This window comes from Streptomyces sp. NPDC048248 (genome assembly GCF_043201875.1).
Lineage (GTDB): Bacteria > Actinomycetota > Actinomycetes > Streptomycetales > Streptomycetaceae > Streptomyces.
The window spans coordinates 200,384-223,010 of the sequence record NZ_JBICZL010000002.1; the positions used below are offsets into that span (position 1 = coordinate 200,384).

18 protein-coding genes are annotated in these 22,627 nt (G+C 71.5%); 15 read left to right on the top strand and 3 right to left on the bottom strand.

Features of this window, described 5'->3' with window-relative positions:
* Window positions 1-18 precede the first annotated feature (18 nt).
* Complete coding sequence (locus ACGFZW_RS04130; protein WP_393891457.1) at window positions 19-3,066, top strand: DEAD/DEAH box helicase; 3,048 nt, start codon at window positions 19-21, stop codon at window positions 3,064-3,066.
* Window positions 3,063-4,406 (top strand): SWF or SNF family helicase, encoded by a 1,344-nt coding sequence (locus ACGFZW_RS04135; protein ID WP_393891458.1) that lies wholly within the window; start codon window positions 3,063-3,065, stop codon window positions 4,404-4,406. The genes ACGFZW_RS04130 and ACGFZW_RS04135 overlap by 4 nt, the downstream gene beginning before the upstream one ends.
* Window positions 4,407-4,460: 54 nt before the next feature.
* On the opposite strand, the gene ACGFZW_RS04140 is transcribed toward ACGFZW_RS04135, so the two are convergent.
* Entirely contained in the window at window positions 4,461-5,384 is a 924-nt protein-coding gene (locus ACGFZW_RS04140) for a LysR family transcriptional regulator (protein WP_393891813.1), read from the bottom strand.
* Between the two features lie 227 nt (window positions 5,385-5,611).
* On the opposite strand from ACGFZW_RS04140, the gene ACGFZW_RS04145 reads away from it, so the two are divergent.
* From ACGFZW_RS04145 to ACGFZW_RS04200, 12 genes are all read left to right on the top strand, one after another.
* A complete protein-coding gene (locus ACGFZW_RS04145; RefSeq protein WP_393891814.1) occupies window positions 5,612-5,695 on the top strand; it encodes a putative leader peptide in 84 nt (27 codons plus the stop codon).
* A gap of 334 nt (window positions 5,696-6,029) precedes the next feature.
* Window positions 6,030-7,175, top strand: a complete 1,146-nt coding sequence (sfnG, locus tag ACGFZW_RS04150) for a dimethylsulfone monooxygenase SfnG (protein WP_393891459.1) — start codon at window positions 6,030-6,032, stop codon at window positions 7,173-7,175.
* A gap of 68 nt (window positions 7,176-7,243) precedes the next feature.
* Window positions 7,244-8,461 (top strand): acyl-CoA dehydrogenase family protein, encoded by a 1,218-nt coding sequence (locus tag ACGFZW_RS04155; protein WP_393891460.1) that lies wholly within the window; start codon window positions 7,244-7,246, stop codon window positions 8,459-8,461.
* Between the two features lie 120 nt (window positions 8,462-8,581).
* A complete protein-coding gene (gene ssuE, locus ACGFZW_RS04160) occupies window positions 8,582-9,136 on the top strand; it encodes an NADPH-dependent FMN reductase (RefSeq protein ID WP_393891461.1) in 555 nt (184 codons plus the stop codon).
* A gap of 48 nt (window positions 9,137-9,184) precedes the next feature.
* Complete coding sequence (locus ACGFZW_RS04165) at window positions 9,185-10,390, top strand: SfnB family sulfur acquisition oxidoreductase (protein WP_393891462.1); 1,206 nt, start codon at window positions 9,185-9,187, stop codon at window positions 10,388-10,390.
* Between the two features lie 69 nt (window positions 10,391-10,459).
* Entirely contained in the window at window positions 10,460-11,617 is a 1,158-nt protein-coding gene (locus ACGFZW_RS04170; protein WP_393891463.1) for an LLM class flavin-dependent oxidoreductase, read from the top strand.
* Between the two features lie 206 nt (window positions 11,618-11,823).
* Entirely contained in the window at window positions 11,824-14,820 is a 2,997-nt protein-coding gene (locus ACGFZW_RS04175) for a glycoside hydrolase family 2 TIM barrel-domain containing protein (RefSeq protein ID WP_393891815.1), read from the top strand.
* Window positions 14,821-14,972: 152 nt separating this feature from the next.
* The gene (gene mmuM / locus ACGFZW_RS04180) at window positions 14,973-15,893 is read left to right on the top strand and encodes a homocysteine S-methyltransferase (RefSeq protein WP_393891464.1); all 921 of its coding nucleotides are present in this window, start codon (window positions 14,973-14,975) and stop codon (window positions 15,891-15,893) included.
* 160 nt (window positions 15,894-16,053) lie between these two features.
* Complete coding sequence (locus ACGFZW_RS04185) at window positions 16,054-16,848, top strand: ABC transporter substrate-binding protein (protein WP_393891465.1); 795 nt, start codon at window positions 16,054-16,056, stop codon at window positions 16,846-16,848.
* A gap of 35 nt (window positions 16,849-16,883) precedes the next feature.
* Complete coding sequence (locus ACGFZW_RS04190; RefSeq protein WP_393891466.1) at window positions 16,884-17,669, top strand: amino acid ABC transporter permease; 786 nt, start codon at window positions 16,884-16,886, stop codon at window positions 17,667-17,669.
* Window positions 17,670-17,674: 5 nt separating this feature from the next.
* On the top strand, window positions 17,675-18,505 hold the full coding sequence (locus ACGFZW_RS04195; RefSeq protein WP_393891467.1) for an amino acid ABC transporter ATP-binding protein: 831 nt from the start codon (window positions 17,675-17,677) through the stop codon (window positions 18,503-18,505).
* A gap of 266 nt (window positions 18,506-18,771) precedes the next feature.
* Complete coding sequence (locus ACGFZW_RS04200) at window positions 18,772-19,245, top strand: hypothetical protein (protein WP_393891468.1); 474 nt, start codon at window positions 18,772-18,774, stop codon at window positions 19,243-19,245.
* A 151-nt stretch (window positions 19,246-19,396) separates the two neighbouring features.
* Here ACGFZW_RS04200 and ACGFZW_RS04205 read toward each other — a convergent pair whose 3' ends face one another.
* Window positions 19,397-20,236: a hypothetical protein gene (locus ACGFZW_RS04205; protein WP_393891469.1), complete on the bottom strand. Its 840-nt coding sequence runs from the start codon at window positions 20,234-20,236 to the stop codon at window positions 19,397-19,399.
* Window positions 20,237-20,371: 135 nt separating this feature from the next.
* Between ACGFZW_RS04205 and ACGFZW_RS04210 the strand changes: the two genes are divergently transcribed.
* Window positions 20,372-21,337: an acetylxylan esterase gene (locus tag ACGFZW_RS04210; protein WP_393891470.1), complete on the top strand. Its 966-nt coding sequence runs from the start codon at window positions 20,372-20,374 to the stop codon at window positions 21,335-21,337.
* A 14-nt stretch (window positions 21,338-21,351) separates the two neighbouring features.
* On the opposite strand, the gene xylA is transcribed toward ACGFZW_RS04210, so the two are convergent.
* A complete protein-coding gene (gene xylA / locus ACGFZW_RS04215; protein WP_393891471.1) occupies window positions 21,352-22,515 on the bottom strand; it encodes a xylose isomerase in 1,164 nt (387 codons plus the stop codon).
* Window positions 22,516-22,627 lie beyond the last annotated feature (112 nt).

The window sequence follows — 22,627 nt, forward strand, 5'->3', positions numbered from 1 at the left end:
TGAGGAGTCCTCGGCCCCGTGGCATCACTCCCCGCGGTCACCCCCGCTCACGTCACCGAGCTCTCCCGCTGCGCGGCGGTCTTCCTTCCGTCGGATCCGCCACGAGCCGGGCGGGTGGCGTTCTGGCGCCCGGACGGTGAGCCCGTCGCCGGCCCCGGCACGTCGGCGCCCGGCACGGCCGCCACGGACCCGCCGGGCCTGCACGATCTGCCTCGTGTGGACGATCTGCCCGTCGCCCTCCCGGACGAGGACGGCAGGATCGCGGTCTTCGGCGTCCCCGCCGTGGTGCTGCCGGTCGCCGCCGCGGTGCCCGTCCTCACCAGGTCCCGGGCCGCGCGCGGCGCCGATCCGGCCGCGGCGTTCTGGGGTGCCGCGGCCGTGCTGGCTCTCCAGCTCGCCGCCCGGGGCCGGCTGCTGCCGGGCGTCAGCCCCGCGGACCACGACGCCTGGCGGCTCGGCCCGCTCGATCCCGCCGATATCGAGCGGCTGCGCGACCTGGCCGCCGCGATGCCGCCGCATGCGCACGCCACGCCGCTCCCGGACACCGACCCCGTCGCACTGCCCGAGCCCGAGCGTCATCTGCGCGCGTTCCTCGATGCCGTGGCCGACGGGCTGCCCCGGTCCCCGGCCGCGGCGCTGGCCACCGGCGCCCCGGCCTTCGCGGCGCAGCCCCCGCAGCGCGTCCCCGAGCAGCGCAGTTGGGCCGCGGATGTCGCCGCGGGCCACGACGCGGGCGTCCGGATCTCGCTGCGGGTGGAGGTGCACGGAGCGGACGTGCCGGGCGGGCCGAAGCATGCGGCGGATGCGGAGGGAGCAGACCGCGGGATCGCCCCTTCTTCCGGCGACCCGGGCGACCCTGGTGGACGCCCCGAGGAATGCGGCGTCGCCGATCCCGACGATGTCACCTTCACCGCCGTCCTCCAGTTGCACAGCCTCACCGACCCGGCGCTGGTCGCCGATGCCGCCGCGGTCTGGGCCGGGACCTCGCCCGCGGCCAGGGCGTTCGGTCCGCGGGTGCGGATGGACACCCTGCGCACGTTGCGCAGGGCCGCCGACGCCTGGGCGCCGCTTGCCCCGTTGCTCTCGGCCGCCGTGCCCGATGCGCTGGAGCTCGACGACGAGGAGATCGCCGAACTGCTCGGTCCGGCGGCGCGGGCACTGGCGGCCGCGGGCGTGCGGGTGCACTGGCCCAAGGAGCTGGCCCGCAAGCTGACCGGTCGCGCTGTCGTCGGTCCGCCGGACCCGCTCGATTCGCGGGACTCCCGGCTGCCTTCCCTCCTGTCGGCCGACGCGCTGCTCTCCTTCAGCTGGCGGTTCGCGGTGGACGGCCAGGAGGTCGACAAGGCGGAACTCGACCGGCTCGCCGAGGCCGGCCGGCCCCTGGTGCGGCTGCACGACCAGTGGGTCCTGATCGACCCCGAGGCGGTGCGTGCCGCCCGGGAACGCCGGGACCGCAAGATCACACCGCTCGACGCGCTCGGCGCCGCCCTGACCGGCACCGCAGAGGGCGAGGACGGCCGGCCGGTGGAGGTGACGGCCTCCGGCTGGCTCGCCCGGCTGCGCGACCGGCTCGCCGATCCGGACCGGGCCGATGCCGAGCCGCTGCGCCAACCCGCCGCCCTGACCGCGACGTTGCGGGACTACCAGCTGCGCGGGCTCGGCTGGCTGCACCGGATGACCTCGCTGGGGCTCGGCTGCTGTCTCGCCGACGACATGGGCCTGGGCAAGACGATCACTCTCATCTCACTGCATCTGCACCGGCAGACCGATCGGGACTCGGCCGGCCCCACGCTCGTCGTCTGCCCCACCTCCCTCATGGGCAACTGGCAGCGGGAGATCGAGAAGTTCGCACCCGGCACCCCGGTCCGCCGCTTCCACGCCGGGCGGCGCAGCCTGGCGGACCTGGCCGGGGGCGAGTTCGTGCTCACCACGTACGGCACGATGCGGCTGCACGCCGACAAGCTGGCGGACGCCGGCTGGGGGCTGGTCGTCGCGGACGAGGCCCAGCACGTCAAGAATCCGTTCTCCGCGACCGCCAAGGCGTTGCGCACGATCCCGGCGAAGGCCCGGGTGGCACTGACCGGCACCCCGGTGGAGAACAACCTGTCGGAACTGTGGGCGATTCTGGACTGGACGACGCCGGGGCTGCTGGGGTCTCTCGGCCGGTTCCGTACGCGCTACGCACAGGCCATCGAGGGCGGCGCGGCGGCGTCGGCCGAGGCTCGCGCGGCGGCCGGGCAACTGACCCGACTGGTGCGGCCGTTCCTGCTGCGGCGGCGCAAGTCCGATCCGGGGATCGCGCCGGAGCTGCCGCCGAAGACGGAGACCGATCGCGCGGTGGCGCTGACCAAGGAGCAGGCCGGCCTGTACGAGGCCGTGGTGCGCGAGGGGCTCAGCGACATCGCCGGTACGGACGGGTTCGCCCGCCGCGGGCTGGTGGTCAAGTTGCTCACCGCCCTGAAGCAGATCTGCAATCACCCCGCGCAGTACCTCAAGGAGCTCGACACACAGGACGGCCCCCCGCGGATCGGCGGGCGTTCGGGGAAGGTGGAGCTGCTCGACGAGCTGCTGGACACGCTTCTCGCCGAGGACGCGAGCGTCCTGGTATTCACGCAGTACGTGCAGATGGCACGGCTGCTGGAGAAGCATCTGGCGGCGCGCGGCGTGCCCACCGCGTTCCTCCACGGCGGCACACCGGTGGCCCGTCGCGAGGAGATGGTCCGGCAGTTCCAGGGCGGGGCGGTGCCGGTGTTCCTGCTGTCGCTGAAGGCGGCGGGTACGGGCCTGAACCTCACCCGGGCCGCGCATGTCGTGCACTTCGACCGCTGGTGGAATCCGGCGGTCGAGGCGCAGGCCACCGATCGCGCGTACCGCATCGGACAGACCCAGCCGGTTCAGGTGCACCGCATGATCACGGAGGGCACGGTCGAGGACCGGATCGCCGAAATGCTGTCCAGGAAGCAGCAGTTGGCCGACGCGGTGCTGGGCTCGGGCGAGGCCGCGCTGACCGAACTCACCGACGCCGAACTGGCGGACCTGGTCGCACTGCGAGGGAGCGAGCGATGAACACGCCCGACGACGACACGGCCGACCCCACCTCGCGGAACACCGCAGAGCGCTCGCCGGCACCACCCGGGGAAGGTGCCGGCCCCGAGCGCACCTTCGCGGCCCTGCCGGTCGAGCGCGGCCGCGCCTTCGCGCGCAGTTGGTGGGGGCTGGCCTGGCTCAAGGCGCTGGAGGACACCGCGCTGGACGGGGCGCAGCTCAAGCTGGGCCGCCGGCACGCGCGGGCGGGCGCGGTCGGCGCGGTGTCGGTGCTCCCCGGCCGGATCACCGCGGTCGTGCAGGACCGTGACGGCAGCCGGCACCGCTCCGACGTCCTGCTGCAGCAGCTGAGCGCGGCGGACTGGGACCGGTTGCTGGACCTGGTCGCCGACCGGTCCGGGCACATCGCCGCGCTGCTGCACCGGGAGATGCCGCCGGTGCTCGTCGAGGACGCGGCCGCCGCCGGGATCGATCTGCTGCCGGGGATAGGCGACCTGGAGCCGGAGTGCAGCTGCGAGGCGTGGGACCACTGCGCTCATTCGGCCGCGCTCTGCTACCAGTTGGCGCGGCTACTGGACCAGGATCCTTTCGTGTTGCTGCTGTTGCGCGGGCGCGGTGAGCGGGAGCTGTTGGATGAGTTGCAGGCGCGCAGCGCGGCCCGAGCGCCGTCCGCCGAGGCGGCGGACGCCGCGGACCCGCACAGTGCGGGGGTGTCGGCCACCGAGGCGTACGCGGCCCGGGACATCCTGCCGCCGCTGCCCGCTCCGCCCCCTCCAGTCGAAGCGCCGGGCCCCGCGCCGGTGCTGGGCGGCGACTCCCCACCCGCACCCGGAGTGGACGTCGCCGCGCTGGAGTTCCTGATCGCCGACGCGGCGGCGCGCGCCCAGCAGCTGCTGACGGACGCGCTTTCCACCTGGCACCCGGACAATCCGCTACCGCAGGAGCTGACGGTCTCCCAGGACGCGGTGCGGCTGGCCGTCGCCCGGCCCGACGGGGCCATATCGCGGCGGCTCGCGGCCGGTTCGGGACGCGACGTGCGGGCTCTCGGACTCGCGGTACGGGCCTGGGAGGTGGGCGGCCCGGCCGGGCTCGCCGTCCTGGAGGACGACCGGTGGCCCGAGCCCGATGCGCTGGCCCGTGCGACCGACCGCCTCGCGGCGGCCTGGCAGGAGGGCGACACGCGGCCGCGGCTGCGGGCCGACCGCAACCGCTGGACCGTGGTCGGCGGCGATGCGCAGCTGCGCTACGGGCGGGACGGACGCTGGTGGCCGTTCCGCAAGGAGGCCGGCCAGTGGGCCCCGGCAGGGCCGCCCAGCGAGGACCCGGCGGGCGCGCTCGCGGCACTGTCGGACGAGGGCTGAACGAGCCAGGCGGGGCTGCGGGGGCGGGGGCGGGGGCGGGGGCGGGGCGCCTCGTCAGTCGTCCCCGCCCTCCGTCGCCGCCCGGTGCGTTGCCGCTCGCCGTACGAAGATGTCGTGCAGGTCGCGGGCTGCCCGGGGGACCGAGCCGGAGCGGCGGCGCTGGATCACCAGGAGGACCTCGGTGCGGTCGGCCGCCAGCGGACGCCAGGTGATGGCGCCGCTGCGCTCCAAAGGGTCGCCGACGATGCTGAAGTCGGGCAGGACGGTGGCGCCGAGGCCCTCGGCGACCATCAGCTTGCCCATCTCGGCGCCGTCGGTGGAGTACGAGAAGGTCGGCGCACGGCCGTTGAGGAGCCGGTGGACGAAGCGGTGCATGACGTAGCCGGCGCGCATCACGATCAGCGGCTGCTCCAGCAGATCCGTCACCCGCACCTCGCTCAGCTCCGCCAGGGGGCTGTCCGGCCGAAGGCACACCACCGGCCGGCCCCGCAGGAGTTCTGTGGTGTGGAAGTCCGGTGGGACGTCGTCGCCCCGCAGGTAGTTGACGAGTCCGAGGTCGAGGCTGCCCTCCAGCAGTGAGCGGTGGATCTCGGCCTGCTGGGCGCCGATCACCTCGGCCTGGGTCAGCGGATGATCGGCGTGGAATTCCCGGAGGGTGGGCACCAGCAGCGGCACGGTGGCGGCGTTGACGGTGCCCAGGCGCACCATGCGGCTGATGTGGTGCTGGTCGTCCGCGGCGCGGCGCAGCTTGTCGACCGCGTCGAGCACGCCCGTGATGTGCGGCAGCAGCTCCCGGCCGTCTTCGCTGATCTTCGCCCCGGAACGCTTGCGGTCGAGGAGGTCCACACCCAGTTCGCGTTCCAGATTGCGGACGGTCTCGCTCAGTGCGGGCTGCGAGAGATGCAGTTCCTCGGCGGCCCTGCGCAGGGAACCGAGGCGGGTGACGGCCGCGATGTATTCGAGTTGCTCGATTCGCACGGAATGCACATCCCCGGCTCCTGCGGTGGCGTGATCCCGTTTCCTTGATCACCGCTTCAAGGGAAACCCTATCACCACCTCACGGATGCCGTATCGACCGCCGGCGGACCGGTCGCTAAACTCGTCGAAGAAGCGGCAGCCTTGATGCGGAAATGGCCCGGAAAGCGGCCGCGAGGCCGCTTCCGATGAGCCGGTGCGGCGAATTGTTTCGAGGAGGTGACGCGTTCATGAACGAGCAACAGCAGCTCACGCAGCGGCGTCACATCGACCTCGTGCGGGTTTCCAGCTCGCTCTGTCGCCCGGTGCGCTGAGGAGCGATACCGCGGACGGGCGCCCCGTTCGTGCGGACCGCCGACGCCCTTGCGCCGCGCGGAAACCCGCCCTCCCGCGTGCCCGTGCAGATCACGGGACGTGCCGGAAACGCCGAGAGGAAAGCGGCTTTCGAAAGTCGCGCCACGGCAGGACGGACTCGCGTCGCAAGGTCGTCCAGATAAGCGGGCAATTCCCTTGGGCAGGCGCTCGCCGACGCTACCGCTCCGAGCCTGATAGATCACCAGCAATTCCTCACTCGTTCCGCCTGCGCGCCTTCGGGCGACCGCCGGAACGCCATTCGCCATGCCTTCTTTCAGCACACCGGGAGTTTCGATGTCCGACCTGCCCGCCAACGGGCCCGCGCGTTTCGCGTATTGGGTGCCCAACGTCAGTGGCGGCCTGGTGACCAGCACCATCGAGCAGCGCACCGACTGGGGTTACGACTACAACCGCGAGCTGGCCGTGCTCGCCGAGAACAACGGCTTCGAGTACGCGCTGAGCCAGGTCCGTTACATGGCCAGCTACGGCGCGGAGTACCAGCACGAGTCCACGAGCTTCAGCCTCGCCCTGCTGCTCGCCACCGAGCGGCTGAAGGTCATCGCGGCCGTGCATCCGGGGCTGTGGCACCCGGGTGTGCTCGCGAAGCTGGGAGCCACCGCCGACCAGCTCTCCGGCGGCCGGTTCGCGGTGAACGTGGTCAGCGGTTGGTTCAAGGGCGAGTTCACCGCGCTCGGGGAGCCGTGGCTGGAGCACGACGAGCGCTACCGCCGCGCCGAGGAGTTCATCCGGGCACTGCGCGCCGTGTGGACCGAGGACCACGCCGAACTGGCCGGGGACTTCTACCGGATCCGGGACTTCTCGCTGAAGCCGAAGCCGCTCAACTCCCCCGAGCGGCCCCATCCGGAGATCTTCCAGGGCGGCAACTCCACCGCGGCACGTGCGATGGCCGGCCGGGTCTCCGACTGGTACTTCAGCAACGGCAAGGACTTCGACGGCGTCACCGAGCAGATCAGGGACGTCCACGCCTCGGCCGCGGCCGCGGGCCGGCCGGCGCCCCGCTTCGGGCTGAACGGATTCCTCATCGCACGCGACACCGAGGCCGAGGCCCGCGAGGTGCTGCGGGAGATCGTCGCCAAGGCGGACACCGAGGCGGTGCACGGCTTCGGCGCCGCGGTGAAGCAGGCCGGGCAGTCCACGGCGGACGGCACCGGCATGTGGCAGGACTCCTCGTTCGCGGACCTCGTCCAGTACAACGACGGCTTCCGTACCGGCCTGATCGGCACACCCGAGCAGATCGCCGAACGCATCGTCGCCTACAAGCGGCTCGGCGTGGATCTCTTCCTGCTCGGATTCCTGCACTACCTGGAAGAGGTCGAGTACTTCGGCAAGCGCGTGCTGCCGCTGGTGCGCGAGTTGGAGGCGCAGGAGGCAGTGTCCCCGTCCTCGGCCGCCCCGGTTGCCGCCACCGCCCGCATCTGAGCGCCCCCGAGCGGGGACGTCCCCGCCGTCCTTCCTTCACGTCCGTCCCCTCACCCAGGGAGATTTCCATGAGCACCATCGCACCGACCGCATGGCAGACCCGGCCCGCGCCCGACAGCCCGCAGGGCTGGGTCGAGCGGGCCGCCGAGGTGTCCGCCGTACTCGCCACCGACGCCGCCGCTCGTGACCACGCGGGCGCCACCCCGCACGCCGAGATCCGACTGCTGAAGGATTCCGGACTTGTCACCCTGCTCGGGCCGGTCGAGCACGGGGGCGCGGGCCAGGACTGGCCGACCGCCTACCGGGTGATCCGCGAGGTCGCCAAGGCCGACGGGTCCATCGGCCAGCTGCTGGGCTACCACTACCTGTGGAACTGGGCGGCCCGGCTCGTCGGGACCCCCGAGCAGTGGCAGCAGGTGGAGGCGGAGGCCGCCCGCAACCAGTGGTTCTTCGGCGGGGCGGTCAACCCGCGGGACAACGACGTGGTGGTGCGGGACGAGGGCGAGCACCTCCTCTTCAGCGGCCGCAAGACGTTCTCCACCGGGAGCAACGTCTCCGACGTCACCGTGCTGGAAGGCGTCCTGGAGGGCACCGACGACCATGTGTTCGCCATCGTCCCGTCGGACAGTGCGGGCCTGACCTTCCACGACGACTGGGACAACATCGGTCAGCGGCTGACCGAGAGCGGCAGCGTCACCCTGGACGAGGTGCGGGTTCCGTGGGCGGCGGCCGCCGGGTACGTGGACAAGAAGTTCCGGCCGCGCGTCTACAACACCCTCAATGTGCCCACGATCCAGCTGGTCTTCGCGCACTTCTACCTCGGGATCGCCGCGGGTGCGCTGGAGACCGCGGCGACCTACACCCGCACCAAGGCCCGGTCGTGGCTGCACGGTGGCCACGAGCGGGCGGTGGACGAGCCGTACGTCATCGACACCTACGGCGACCTCACCGGCAAGATCTGGGCGGCCGAGGCACTGGCCGACCGGGTCGCCGAGGAGGGGCAGCGGCTGCACGACGCCCCGGACGAGGTGACCGAGCAGGACCGCGGTGAGTTCGAGATCCGGGTGGCGGCGGTCAAGGCCCGTGCCACGGAGGTGGCGTTGGAGGTCACGAACCGGATCTTCGAGGTGACCGGGGCCCGGTCGACCGCGAGCGCCGAGGGCCTGGACCGCTTCTGGCGCAACGTCCGCACGCACACCCTGCACGACCCGGTGGCGTACAAGCGCCGCGAGGTCGGACGGTTCGTGCTCACCGGTGATCTGCCGGAACCCACCTGGTATTCCTGACCGGTTGCCGCCGGGGTGCCCGGCGCCGCCGCGCGCCGAGCACCCCGGCCCGCCTCCCTCCTCCCCCTCTTCCGCCTTCTTCTTCGGCTTCTCCCACCACCCGTTCCGAGGTGATCGTGCATGTCCACCGTCCTTTCCGTCTCCGGCAGTCCGTCCGCGACGTCGCGGACCGCGCGCCTGCTGCGTCATCTGGACGCCCGGCTCACCGCCGAGGGGCACCACGTCGTCCCCCTCGACGTCCGTACGCTGCCCCCCGAGGCCCTGCTGGGAGCCGACTTCGGCCATCCGGCGATCGTCGAGGCCACCGAGCTGTTCGCGCAGGCGGACGGCATCATCGTCGGCACCCCCGTCTACAAGGCCGCCTACTCCGGGCTGCTCAAGTCACTGCTGGACCTGCTGCCGCAGTACGCCCTGCGGGACAAGACCGTCCTGCCGCTGGCGACCGGCGGCAGCACCGCGCATGTCCTGGCCATCGACTACGCGCTGCGGCCGGTGCTGTCGTCGATGGGAGCGGGGCACATCGTGCAGGGCTGGTTCGTCCTCGACCGTCATCTGGCGGTACGCGAAGACGGCTCGCTGACCGTCGACCCCGCCGCGCGGGAGGGACTGAACCAGGTTCTGCACCAGTTCTCCGGCGCGCTCGGAGGCAGTCCGCTGCTGTCCGTCGCCGGCTGACCACCCCGTTCGCCGTTCCGTCCGCACAAGCCCTCAGGAGGCAGCACCGTGACCGCTCCCGCGCGGCCCGTCCCCGCCCATGTCATCACCGACGACGCCGAGGCCCTGGCGGTCGCCGCGGAACTGGCCGAGGAGTTCCGCGCCGGTGCGGCCGGGCGCGATGCCGGCCGGCAACTGCCGCACGCCGAACTGGAGCGGCTCTCGGCGAGCGGGCTGCTCGGCGTCACCGTGCCGCGCGGTCACGGCGGCGCGCAGGTGCGGACGACGACGCTGGCCGAGGTCTTCCGGCTGCTGGCGTCGGCGGACGCCAGCCTGTCGCAGATCCCGCAGAGCCACTTCGTGTATCTCAATGTGCTGCGCCGTCAGGGCGACACAGCGCAGCAGAAGTTCTTCTTCGGTGAGGTGCTTGCCGGGCGACGCTTCGGCAACGCGCAGTCGGAGGCGGGCACCCGGCACGTCCAGGACATCCGCACCCGGCTGCGACCCACGGCGGACGGCTCGTACCTGCTGAGCGGGGTCAAGCACTATGCGACGGGGGCGCTGTTCGCGGACTGGATTCCGGTGCTGGCGCGGGGCGGTGACGACGCGCTGCATGTGGCGTACGTGCCGCGGGACGCTCCGGGCGTTCAGGTCGTCGACGACTGGGACGGCATGGGGCAGCGGACGACGGCCAGCGGCACGGTGCGCCTGACGGATGTGGAGGTGCCGGCGGATCGCGTCCTGCCCCATCACCTCACCTTTCAAGGACCTCAACTGCACGGTGCGGTGGCGCAATTGCTGCATGCCGCGATCGACACCGGGATCGCCTCCGGCGCGCTCGCGGAGGCCGTGGCGTTCGTCCGGTCCAAGAGCCGGCCCTGGTTCGAGAGCGGTTTCGAGACCGCGGCCGAGGACCCGCTGCTCATCCAGCGCTTCGGTGAACTGACCATCCGGGTGCGGACCGCGGAGGCGCTGCTGGCCGAGGCGGCGCGGACAGTGGACACGGCGGAGGCCGCCCTGACCGACGACTCCGCCGCCGAGGCGTCGATCGCGGTGGCAGCGGCGAAGGTCGTGGCCGCGGAGGCGGCGGTGGAGACCGGCAGCGCGCTGTTCGAGGTGGCCGGCACCAGGGCCGCGCTGGACGGCCTCAACCTGCACCGTCACTGGCGCGACGCGCGCACCCACACCCTGCACGATCCGGTCCGCTGGAAGGTCCAGCACATCGGCCGCTACGTCCTCAACGGCGTCCGGCCGCCGCGCCACGGCCTGTTGTGAGACCCACCGCTTCCTCCTCAGCCGGCCTCTGTGCCGCCCTGGTCACCCTTGTCACCCCCGGAGTACCGCATGTCCCTCACGTTCCACTGGTTCCTGCCCACCTACGGCGACAGCCGTCATGTCGTCGGCGGCGGTCACGGTCTGCCCGCGGGAGCCGCCGGCGGGGAGCGGCCGGCCACCCTCGGCTACCTCACCCAGATCGCCCGCGCCGCCGAGGACCTCGGGTTCGAAGGAGCCCTCACGCCCACCGGCGCCTGGTGCGAGGACGCCTGGCTGACCACCGCCATGCTGGCCCGGGAGACCGAGCGGCTGAAATTCCTGGTGGCCTTCCGGCCCGGCATCGTGTCTCCCACCCTGGCCGCCCAGATGGCGGCCACCTTCCAGCGGCACTCCGGCGGGCGGCTGCTGCTGAACGTCGTCACCGGCGGGGAGAGCCACGAACAGCGCGCGTACGGGGACTTCCTGGACAAGGACGCCCGCTATGCGCGGACCGGCGAATTCCTCCGCATCGTCCGGGAGTTGTGGCAGGGCGGGACGGTTGACTTCGCCGGTGACCAGCTGCGGGTGGAAGGCGCCCGGCTCGCGCGGGTGCCCGACCCGATCCCGCAGGTGTACTTCGGCGGGTCCTCCCCCGCCGCTGGCGAGGTCGCGGCGCGGTCCGCCGATGTCTATCTGACCTGGGGCGAACCGCCGGCGCAGGTCGAGCGGAAGATCGCCTGGATCCGGGAGTCGGCGGAGCGCGCAGGCCGCACGGTGCGGTTCGGCATCCGCCTGCACGTCATCACCCGCGACACCGCGGACACGGCCTGGGCCGAGGCACGGCGGCTGCTGGACGGCTTCACCCCGGAGGCGATCAGCTCCGTGCAGGCGGGGCTGGCCCGCAGCGAGTCCGAGGGCCAGCGCCGGATGCTGGCGCTGCACGGCGGCAGCACCGACGGGCTGGAGATCGCGCCCAACCTGTGGGCGGGCATCGGACTCGTGCGGGGCGGCGCGGGCACCGCGCTGGTCGGCAGTCACACCGAGGTGGCGGAGCGGATCGCCGAGTACCACCGGCTGGGCATCGACGAGTTCATCCTCTCCGGGCACCCGCACGTCGAGGAGGCCTACTGGTTCGGTGAGGGCGTCCTGCCGCGCCTGCGGGAGGCGGGTCTGTGGCGGCATCCGACGGCCGGGGACGCCGGCGAGCCGCCCGCCGCGGTCCCGTTCGCGGCCGAACTCGCCCGCTGAGGCATCGCGCGCGGCAGCCGTGACCGGATTGCGGGGCCGCCGTCCGGAACCCGTCACGGCCGTCGCGGTGCCGCCGGACCAATCCTCCCCATCCGGCTGCGGTGCGCGTCCGGTCGTGATTCGCTGAGCTGATCCCCCACCGCATGGCCGTCGCCCCGCAGCGAGGAGGACCAGTGACCGGCACGTCCCCGAACAGGCCGCACCACATGTCGGACGGACAGTCGCCGCAGGATGCCGCCGGGGTGCCCGCGCCGGGCCTCCCGGCGTACTACGAGGACCCTTCACCGGGCAGCGGGTGCCTGCCGCCGCGCGCGTGGCACGCCGGGTCCGACGCCGACCGGGTCTCGCTGCACGGCACCTGGCGCTTCCGGCTCTCGCCCACCGCCACGGCACACGACGATTCCTTCGCCCGTCCCGATTTCGACGACGCGTACTGGCAGGGCCTGCGGGTCCCGGGCCACTGGGTGCTCAAGGGCGGCTTCGCCACCGACGGCGCGTACGAGGACGCGGACGAACCGCCACACAGCGGCTCGCCCGCGTACACCAACACCGCCTACCCCTTCCCGGTCGATCCGCCGCGGGTGCCGGACGAGAATCCGACGGGCGATCACCGCCATGTCTTCGACCTGCCCGACGGATGGGGCGAAGGGCCCGCGGTGCTGCACTTCGGCGGGGTGGAGTCCTGCGCGAGGGTCTGGCTCAACGGGCAGGAGCTGGGGAACTTCCAGGGCAGCAGACTGCCGCACGAGTTCGCGGTGGGACACCTGCTGCGGCCGCGGCGCAACGTCCTCGCCGTGCGCGTCCACCAGTGGTCGGCGGGCAGCTATCTGGAGGACCAGGACCAGTGGTGGCTGCCGGGCATCTTCCGCAGCGTCTCGCTCCACCGTCGCCCGGCCGGCTCGGTCGTGGACCACTTCGTGCACGCCGGGTTCGACGACGTCACCGGCCACGGCACGCTCCGCGTCGACTGCGATCCTGCGGGCCGGATCACCGTCCCTGCCCTGGGCCTCGATCTGCCGACCGGCCGCAGCGCCACGCTCCCGGTCCGCCCGTGGAGCGCGGAGCGGCCCCACCTCTACGACGGCGAGCTGATCACCGCGGGCGAGCGGATCCCGCTGCGCATCGGGTTCCGCACGGTCCGGGTCGAAGGCGGCCTCCTCAAGGTCAACGGCCGCCGCATCCTGCTGCGCGGCGTCAACCGCCATGAGTTCCACCCCCGCTACGGCCGCGCCCTCGGCCCGGAGGCGATGCGCCGCGATCTGCTGCTGATGAAGCAGCACAACATCAACGCGGTACGCACCAGCCACTACCCGCCGCACCCCGACTTCCTCGACCTCTGTGACGAGCTGGGCCTGTGGGTCGTCGACGAGTGCGATCTGGAGACACACGGCTTCGCGCAACAGGGCTGGCGGGACAACCCGGTCGACGATCCGCGCTGGGAGCCGGCGCTGCTGGACCGCGCCCGGCGGATGGTCGAGCGGGACAAGAACCATCCCGCCGTCATCCTGTGGTCCCTGGGCAACGAGTGCGGCACGGGCCGGGGGCTGTCCGCCATGGCCGACTGGATGCGGGAGCGGGACCCGTCCCGCCCGCTGCACTACGAGGGCGACCCCAGCTGCGCCGACACCGACGTCTACTCCCGGATGTACGCCGACCACGCCGAGGTCGAACGCATCGGCCGGCGCACGGAAGAGCCCCTTGCCGACCCGGAGTCGGACGCCCGGCGGCGCGGCCTCCCCTTCATCCTCTGCGAGTACGCGCACGCCATGGGCAACGGTCCGGGCGGGCTGAGCGAGTACCAGCGCCTCTTCGAGACGTACGAGCGCTGCCAGGGCGGCTTCGTCTGGGAGTGGATCGACCACGGGCTGCGGCAGACCACGCCCGACGGCGAGGTGTTCCACGCCTACGGCGGCGACTTCGGCGAGGAGCTGCACGACGCAAACTTCGTCTGCGACGGTCTGGTCTTCCCCGACCGGACGCCGTCACCGGGTCTGGTCGAGTTCAAGAAGGTCATCGAGCCGGTACGGATCGAAGGGACCGGCCCCGCGGGCACCGTCCGGATCACCAACCTCCACGACTTCACCGACCTCGGGCACCTCGCGTTCCCCTGGGCCTACGAGGTCGAAGGCGAGGCCCGCGCGGACGGCAGGCTCGCCGTGCCGGTACTGGCGCCCGGCGAGTCGGCCGAGGTGAAGCTCCCTGCACCTCCGGGCGGCCCGGACGACGACGGCACGGAAGCCCATTGGACGGTGCGGGCGGTCCTGACCGAGGACGCCGCTTGGGCGCGGGCGGGACACGAGGTCGCGTGGGGGCAGCTGCCCGCCGCTGCGCGCCGCGCCGCCCCCGCCCCGGCGGCCACCGCGGTGCCACGCCGGGGAGTGGGCAATGTGATCGTCCTCGGCCCCGGAACCTTCGACGCCGCCACCGGCGCGCTCTGCTACCTGGACGGTGTGCGGATCGGCGGCCCCCGGCTGGAGGTGTGGCGGGCGCCCACCGACAACGACGAGGCCGCCCCCTGGCAGCCGGGACCGCGGCCCGCCACCGAGTGGCGCCGGATGGGACTGCACCGGATGCGCCACCGCGTCGACGCGGTCGAGCTCGGCCCGCACGCCCTGGAGGTGCGATGCCGGATCGCACCGGCCGGCACGGACCTGGCGCTGCGCACGGTCTACCGCTGGACGGCGGACCAGGGACGGCTGCGGCTGGAGACCGCCGTCGACCCCGAGGGGGACTGGCCCGGTCCGCTGCCCCGGCTCGGCGTGCGGATGGCCGTGTGCGGCAGCCTCGGGCTGGCGCAGTGGTTCGGTGGCGGACCGGGCGAGGGCTACCCCGACACCCGGGCCGCGGCGCGGGTGGGCCGCTGGACACTGCCGGTGGACGCTCTCCAGACGCCGTACGTCCGACCTCAGGAGAACGGCGCGCGGCCCGGGGTCCGCTGGGCGCAACTGACCCGCACCGACGGTTCGGGCCTGCGGATCGAGGGCGACCCCGACTTCTTCTTCACCGCCCGGCGCTGGTCGGTCGAGGAGTTGGACGCGGCCCGGCACACCACGGACCTCAAAGCCGGCGAACGGCTGTGGCTGTATCTCGATCACGCGCAGCACGGCATCGGCAGCCAGTCGTGCGGGCCGGGTGTGCTGCCGCAGCACCGGCTCGAAGCGGCGCCGGCCCGCTTCGCCTTCGTCCTCTCCTCGCTGCGCTGACCGCCGGCCGAAGGAGGCGACCGCAGCTCTCCGGACCTGAGATTCCGCAGGTCAGGACGGCTGCCCCCTCGGTGGCCCCGGGGCGGTCGGCGATACGATCCAAAGGGGGCAGGTCATCAGGGCCGCCCCGCAGCGACGAGAGGTACCGCACCATGCCCAGCACCCGCCGGCCGCTCACCGAAGCACTCGCGTCGGGCCCGGTCGTCCTGGACGGCGGGCTGTCCAACCAGTTGGAGTCCGCCGGACACGACCTGAGCGACACCCTGTGGTCGGCCCGGCTGCTCGCCGAGGAGCCGGCAGCCATCGTCGCGGCGCACCGCGCCTACTACGAGGCGGGCGCGCAGGTCGCGATCACCTCCAGCTACCAGGCGACGTACGAGGGGTTCGCGCAGCGCGGCATCGGCGCGCCGGAGGCCACCGCCCTGCTCGGCCGCAGTGTGGAACTCGCGCGGGAGGCGGCACGGCAGGCCCAGGAAGGCGGCGTGAGCGGCCCCCTGTACGTCGCCGCGTCGGCGGGACCGTACGGCGCGATGCTGGCGGACGGCTCCGAGTACCGGGGCCGCTACGGGCTGTCGGTGGACGAGCTGGAACGCTTCCACCGTCCGCGCCTGGAGGTGCTGGCCGAGGCGCGGCCCGATGTGCTGGCCCTGGAGACGGTTCCGGACGCCGAGGAGGCCCGCGCGCTGCTGCGGGCGGTGCGCGGCCTCGGCGTACCGGCGTATCTGTCGTACAGCGTCGCGGGTGACCGCACCCGGGCCGGGCAGCCGCTGGAGGAGGCGTTCGCCCTGGCCGCGGACGCCGACGAGGTGATCGCGGTCGGCGTGAACTGCTGCGCCCCGCAGGACGCGGACCGGGCGGTGGCGACGGCGGCCCGGGTCACCGGAAAGCCGGTGGTGGTCTATCCGAACAGCGGGGAGAGCTGGGATGCACAGGCGCGCGCCTGGTGCGGCAGCCCGGCCTTCAGCGCGGAACGGGTCGCCGGGTGGGCCGCCGAGGGAGCCCGGCTCATCGGCGGCTGCTGCCGGGTCGGACCGGACGCCATCGCGGAGCTGGCCGCGGGCCTCGGCCGCTGAGCACGCGGCATTCGGAGCGGAGCGGTCCGGGGACGCGGGCCGGAGGCGTTACACAGACGCAACCCTCGCAGCGGCGACAGAGGCCCTGGCCAGTGGCAGGATGCAGCGCAACTCGCAGCACCGCACGGCTTTTGGATCTTGAATCTGCCCTGGAGGACCCGTGTCCGCTCGCTCCTCGTTGCCTGTCATAGCCGTCGCCGCGGCCGTCGTCGTACTGGCGGGATGCACCAGCACCAAGTCCGACGGGAAGCAGGGTTCCGGCCTGGAGCTGGTCTCCTCCGGAACCCTCAAGACCTGCACCCACCTTCCGTACGCGCCGTTCCAGGTGAAGAAGGAGGGCAAGGTCGTCGGATTCGATGTCGACCTGGTGGACCTGGTGGCCAAGGAGCTCAAGGTCGAGCAGGAGATCGTCAACACGCCTTTCGAGGGCATCGAGACCGGCCAGGACTTCAACATCCGCAAATGCGACCTGGCCGCCGCGGGCATGACGATCACGCCGGCGCGGGACAAGGTCATGGACTTCTCCGACCCCTACTTCAATGCCACCCAGGCACTCCTGACGAAGAAGGGCAAGCCCTTCAAGAAGGCCGAGGATCTCACGGGCAAGAAGCTCGGCTATCAGAAGGCCACCACCGGCGAGATCTACGCCAAGGAACACGGCAAGGGCGCCGAGTTGGTTGAGTTCGAGGATCTGGGATTGCTGCTGACGGCCGTGAAGTCCGGTCAGATCGATGCCGGTGTCAATGACAACGGCGTGCTTTTCGACTATGTGAAGAAGAACCAGGACACCGAGGTGACCGCGGAGTTCAACACCGGTGAGCACTATGGCATCGGCGTGCGCACCGGCAACGACGCGCTGCGCAAGAAGGTCAACGAGGTCATCAAGCAGGCCAAGTCCGACGGGAGTTACGACCGGATCTACAAGAAGTGGTTCGGTACCACCCCGCAGAGCTGACACCGCGCACAACGAATCGGAGAAGGTCGGCTCTCATGCCCCTGTCCAAACGACAGCGCTCGCGGATAACCCGCGGCGCGCAGTACGGCGTCCTGGCCATCGTTGTCGTGGTCTTCGCCCTGCTCGCCGACTGGCAGCAGCTACGGGAAGCGTTCTTCGACGTAGAAGTCGTCAAGGCGCTCTTCCCCGAGATCATCACCGTCGCCCTGGTCAACACCGTCATCTACACCCTGCTCGGATTCGGCTTCGGTCTTGCACTCGGACTGGTGCTGGCCCTGATGCGGCTGTCGTCCGTACCGCCGTACCGCTGGATCGCCGTCACCTATATCGAGTTCTTCCGCGGAATTCCGTGTCTGCTGGTGTTCATCGCGCTCGGTTTCGGAGTGCCACTCGCATTCGAAGTGGCGCTCGACATGAACATCACGGTCATGCTGTCCCTCGGTCTGGTGGGCGCCGCTTACATGGCGGAGACCATCCGGGCCGGCATCCAGGCCGTTCCCAAGGGACAGACGGAGGCGGCACGTTCGCTGGGAATGTCGCACGGCCGGGCAATGATCTCGATCGTCATTCCGCAGGCGTTCCGCATCGTTCTGCCGCCCCTGACCAACGAACTGATCCTGTTGACCAAGGATTCCTCTCTCGTCTATCTGCTGGGGCTCTCGCTCGGTCAGTTCGAGCTGGCCAACTTCGGCCGGGACGCGCTCACCGAGTACAAGAGCCTGACCCCGATCCTGATCGCCGGACTGCTCTATCTCGTGATCACCCTCCCGCTCGGCCAGCTGGTCCGGCGGCTCGAGGCCCGTACGGCGAAGGCCAGGTGACCGGCATGAAGCAGGACAAGGTTCCGCAGGAGTCCGGCGATGCGAAGGCCATCGATGTGCAAGGACTGCACAAGTCCTTCGGCGAGCTGGAGGTGCTGCGCGGGATCGACTTCTCGGTGGCGCGGGGTGAGGTGGTGTGTGTCATCGGGCCCTCGGGCTCGGGCAAGTCGACGCTATTGCGGTGCGTGAATCTGCTGGAGGAGCCGAGTGCGGGCCGGGTCACGGTGGCCGGCACCGACGTCACCGACCCGGACGTGGACATCGATCGCGTCCGGCGCCGGATCGGCATGGTCTTCCAGTCCTTCAACCTCTTCCCGCACCTGACCGCGCTGGAGAATCTGACGATTGCCCAGCGGCGGGTGCTGCGGCGGGACCGCTCGGAGGCCGAGCGCGTCGCCCGCGCCAATCTCGAACGGGTGGGCCTGAGCGAGAAGGAGGCGTCCTACCCGGCACAGCTGTCGGGCGGGCAGCAGCAGCGGGTGGCCATCGCCCGTGCGCTGTCCATGGACCCGCAGCTGATGCTCTTCGACGAGCCGACCTCGGCGCTGGACCCGGAGCTGGTCGGCGATGTGCTTGCGGTGATGCGGTCCCTGGCGGACGAGGGCATGACCATGCTCGTCGTCACGCACGAGATGAGCTTCGCGCGGGAGGTCGCCGACCGCGTGGTCTTCATGGACGGCGGAGTGATCGTCGAGGAAGGCACCCCGGAGCAGGTGGTGGGCGACCCGCAGCACGAGCGCACCAGAACGTTCCTCGCGCGCGTCCTCGACCCGGCGGCAGCCGAGGTGGGCGAGGTCGCGGACCCCGGGGCAGCCGGCAAACGCGTCGACCGCTGAGCCCGAATCGCATCCGAATGGAACCAACACGACAGGGGTGTGCGGCGGGAGTTGTACCGATCGGGCGAGAACGTCGGGTAACGCCCCGACGGCCCACCGCACACCCCGTCGGTGCACACCAACCGGGTGGAGGCTGTCGACCCCAGCTGACGAGTGGGGCCGATGGAGCATCTGACGATGTTGTGAATGCCTGCGCACGGTGGACGGCGACGTGATCGACTCCCCTCGTTCGTACTCACGTTCTTTCGTGCGGGGTGAAAACAATTTTGTCGAAACACACCTACGGACTGACCACCGTAGCGATCTTCGGTGCCGTGCTTGCGGTGCTGCTGACCAGCACGTCGGCGCAGGCCGGAACCGCGAGCAGAACGCTCAAGTGGCGGTGGAGCGCAAAGGCCGATGGATCGGTGTGCATGCTGAAGGCTGATGTCGCCGCGAAGCTCGTCAAGATCAAGGGGAAGTGGAAAGTCAGGGTCCGCGGGGGCTGGCTGGGCTGCAGCAAGGGCGTCGCAGTCGGCGGCGCCGACGGAAACCTGTCCGTCACCGCGAAGGGCCCCAACGGCAAGCGGTACGGCGGTACCACGGGCATCTGCCTGGACACGACATGCGGCAAGACCGTCTACGTCCCGTACACCGGCCGGGGCACCTACCGCGCCATGGCCTACGTCACCAACGGCGGCTACCTGGTCAAGTACGGCCATGATCCGCAGGTCCGCCCCTACCGCAGCGTAAAGCGGTAACGACCATTACCCGCCCGGCATTCGCGTACGGCGAGGCGTCGAGATGCTCGCGGTCGCGTCGGGCAGGTCGGTGCGGAGCGGCCCTGACCTTCGAACGGTCAGGGCCGCCTCACCGGCAGAACGGGTGCCGGCGGGGTTCACCACCCCCCGCTCACGACAGCGGCTTGGTGAGCTTCTTCGTGGCGGTGCTGTTGCCCGCGAGGCTGCAGCTGACGGTCTTGATGCCGAGCTTGTAGCCGCTGATGTTGGGGAACTGGACGTAGGTCCCCTCCGCGGTCCCGGCGGGTTGGCGCGCCGCCTTGCTCTCCAGCTCGCGCTTGCACAGCGACGATGCCTCCGCCTTGATGGCGGCGCTGGTGGTGAAGCCGGAGCCGAGTCGGTGGGTGGTGACGACCTCGGCGTCGTGCGGGCCGTTGCAGGACGCGCGGTCGTTGTTGCCACCGCCGTCCGCCGGGCGGTCGAAGCAGTCACCCACCTTGAGCTGGAAGAAGGGGATCTTGCCGTTGGACGGCGACGGCATCAGGCTCTCCATGTCCGTGCCGGTCGGCGTGGCGGACGCGGACGGGTACCCGGACGGCGAGCTGGTGGCGCTCTCGGACGGGGTGGCACCGGTGCTCGTACTGGCCGTGGGCTGCGCGCGGTTCTTGCTGTCGTCGTCACCGCTGTTGGCGACGACCACGGCGACGATGACGGCGGCCACGACAACGACACCGCCGCCGATGATCGCCGCGATGGTCTTGCCGTTGCCGCCACCGCCGGGCGGGGTGGGCGGCTGCTGCCAGCCACCGGGGCCGGCGGGACCCGACGGCGTGCCGGGACCGTAGCCGCCGCCTGCGGGCGGGCCGTAGCCCCCGGGGGGCGGATTGCCGGCCGGCGGGCCGTAGCCGCCCTGGCCCTGACCGCTCTGGCCATAGCCTCCGGCAGGCGGGCCGAAGCCACCCGAATTGTCGTGAGGTGGCTGGTTCGGCGGCGGGGGCGGAGGAAAGCTCATGGCAGAAATAGTCGCTTCTTCATGGGGAGTCGGGAGGCACGGTGACCAACCTGGAACATTCACCGTCCGAAAAATTCGGTATACGGGCGGGGTTGGCGTCAGTCGGTAAGTAACACTACGGCCCGGAGGAATATCGTGTTCACCGACCTACCCCTGGACGAGCTGCGCCGATACCGACCACCACTTCCCGAACCGGCCGGATTCGACGCGTTCTGGCAGCGGACCCTCGCCGAGGCCCGCGGCCACGACCTGGCCCCCCGGTTCACCGAGGTCGATGCGGGGCTCGCTCTGCTGCGCAGTTACGACGTGGAGTTCTCCGGCTTCGGCGGCCACCGCATCCGGGGCTGGTTCCTGCTGCCGCGCGACGCGAGCGAGCCGCTGCCGTGCGTCGTGCAGTACATCGGCTACGGCGGCGGCCGACTGCTGCCGCACGACTGGCTGCTGTGGCCGTCCGCGGGGTACGCGACGCTGGTCATGGACACCCGCGGACAGAGCGGCCCCAACCGGCCCGGTGACACCCCCGATCCGGTCGGCTCCACCAACCCGGGCGTTCCCGGCAAAATGACTCAGGGACTGCTCGATCCCCACGACTACTACTACCGCCGGCTGTTCACCGACGCGGTACGCGCGGTCGAAGTGGCCCGCGGGCACGCCGCGGTCGACCCCCGACGGATCGTGGTCGCCGGCGGCAGCCAGGGCGGCGCGTCCGCGCTCGCGGTGACGGGCCTCGTGCCGGACCTGGCGGGCGCGCTGATAGATGTGCCGTTCCTGACGCACATCCGGCGCGCGCTCGACGTCACCGACGAGGGGCCCTACGGCGAGCTCACCCGCTATTTCGCGGGCGAGCGCACCCACATCGACACCGCACTGGACACCCTGGACCACTTCGACGGACTGAACTTCGCGACCCGCGCGAGCGCTCCCGCGCTGTTCGCGACGGCGCTGCGCGACCCGATCGTGCCGCCCTCCACCGGCTTCGCCGCCTACCACCACTACGCGGGCGAGAAGGACCTGCGGGTCTGGCGGTTCAACGCCCACGAGAGCGGTGGCGGGCAGCAGCGGGCGGCCGAGATCCGGTTCCTGCGCGAGCTGCTCGCCTGACCGCACACAGGGGCTCAGGCGGCTCCCAGCAGGTGGTCGAGGGCCAGCTGGTCCAGATGCTCGAAGGCCATCCCCCGGGCGGCCGCCGCCTCGACGTCGAAGGACGCGAAGGCGGCGTCGTCCGCGAGCAGCCCGGCCAGGCCGTCCGCGGCGGTGGGACGGCTCAGCTCGTCCAGGCGCGCTGCGCGCAGCGCGTCCTGGACGGCCGGGTCGGCCCGGAAGGCCGCCGCGCGTTCCTTGAGCATCAGGTAGTTGCGCATGCAGCCGGCAGCCGAGGCCCAGACGCCGTCCAGGTCCTCGGTGCGCGGTGGCTTGAAGTCGAAGTGCCGGGGGCCGTCGTATCCGGCCGTCTCCAGCAGATCGACCAGCCAGAACGCGGACCTGAGGTCACCCGCGCCGAAGCGCAGGTCCTGGTCGTACTTGATCCCCGTCTGGCCGTTGAGGTCGATGTGGAAGAGCTTGCCCGACCAGAGGGCCTGGGCGATGCCGTGCGGGAAGTTGAGCCCGGCCATCTGCTCGTGCCCGACCTCGGGGTTGACGCCGTAGAGCTCGGGGCGCTCCAACCGCTCGATGAAGGCCAGGGTGTGGCCGACCGTGGGCAGCAGGATGTCGCCGCGCGGCTCGTTGGGCTTGGGCTCGATGGCGAATCTCAGGTCGTAGCCCTGCTCGACGACGTACTGGCCGAGGAGGTCGAACGCCTCCTTCATCCGGTCCAGCGCGGCCCGTACGTCCTTGGCCGCGCCCGACTCCGAGCCCTCCCGTCCGCCCCAGGCGACGTAGGTGTGGGCGCCCAGCTCGACGGCGAGGTCGATGTTGCGGATCGTCTTGCGCAGGGCGTAGCGGCGGACGTCCCGGTCGTTGGCGGTGAAGGCGCCGTCCTTGAAGACCGGGTGGGTGAAGAGGTTGGTCGTCGCCATCGGCACGACCATGCCGGTGGCGTCCAGCGCCTGCCGGAAGCGCTTGACCACCGCCTCGCGGTCGATGTCGCCGGAGCCGAACGGGATCAGGTCGTCGTCGTGGAAGGTCACCCCGTAGGCGCCCAGTTCGGCGAGCCGCTGGACGGACTCGACGGGGTCCAGGGCGCGGCGGGTGGCGTCCCCGAAGGGGTCCCGGCCCTGCCAGCCGACCGTCCACAGACCGAAGCTGAACTTGTCCTCGGGCGTGGGCTGATGACTCATCGCGGCTCCCTCGGTCATTTCGTCAACGCTCTATACAAATTCTGTCGCGGCCAAACTAATATGCGGCAGCACACCGGGGAACCCCCTGGGGCCAAGAGCGTGGAACAGCACC

Bases quoted from the DNA above. Each gene is read 5' to 3' on its own strand.
- ACGFZW_RS04170 (WP_393891463.1), top strand. From the start codon at position 10,460: ATGTCCCTCACGTTCCACTGGTTCCTGCCCACCTACGGCGACAGCCGT.
- ACGFZW_RS04190 (WP_393891466.1), top strand. From the start codon at position 16,884: ATGCCCCTGTCCAAACGACAGCGCTCGCGGATAACCCGCGGCGCGCAG.
- ssuE (WP_393891461.1), top strand. From the start codon at position 8,582: ATGTCCACCGTCCTTTCCGTCTCCGGCAGTCCGTCCGCGACGTCGCGG.
- ACGFZW_RS04145 (WP_393891814.1), top strand. From the start codon at position 5,612: ATGAACGAGCAACAGCAGCTCACGCAGCGGCGTCACATCGACCTCGTG.
- ACGFZW_RS04175 (WP_393891815.1), top strand. From the start codon at position 11,824: ATGTCGGACGGACAGTCGCCGCAGGATGCCGCCGGGGTGCCCGCGCCG.
- ACGFZW_RS04195 (WP_393891467.1), top strand. From the start codon at position 17,675: ATGAAGCAGGACAAGGTTCCGCAGGAGTCCGGCGATGCGAAGGCCATC.
- sfnG (WP_393891459.1), top strand. From the start codon at position 6,030: ATGTCCGACCTGCCCGCCAACGGGCCCGCGCGTTTCGCGTATTGGGTG.
- ACGFZW_RS04135 (WP_393891458.1), top strand. From the start codon at position 3,063: ATGAACACGCCCGACGACGACACGGCCGACCCCACCTCGCGGAACACC.
- ACGFZW_RS04155 (WP_393891460.1), top strand. From the start codon at position 7,244: ATGAGCACCATCGCACCGACCGCATGGCAGACCCGGCCCGCGCCCGAC.
- ACGFZW_RS04205 (WP_393891469.1), bottom strand. From the start codon at position 20,236: ATGAGCTTTCCTCCGCCCCCGCCGCCGAACCAGCCACCTCACGACAAT.
- xylA (WP_393891471.1), bottom strand. From the start codon at position 22,515: ATGAGTCATCAGCCCACGCCCGAGGACAAGTTCAGCTTCGGTCTGTGG.
- mmuM (WP_393891464.1), top strand. From the start codon at position 14,973: ATGCCCAGCACCCGCCGGCCGCTCACCGAAGCACTCGCGTCGGGCCCG.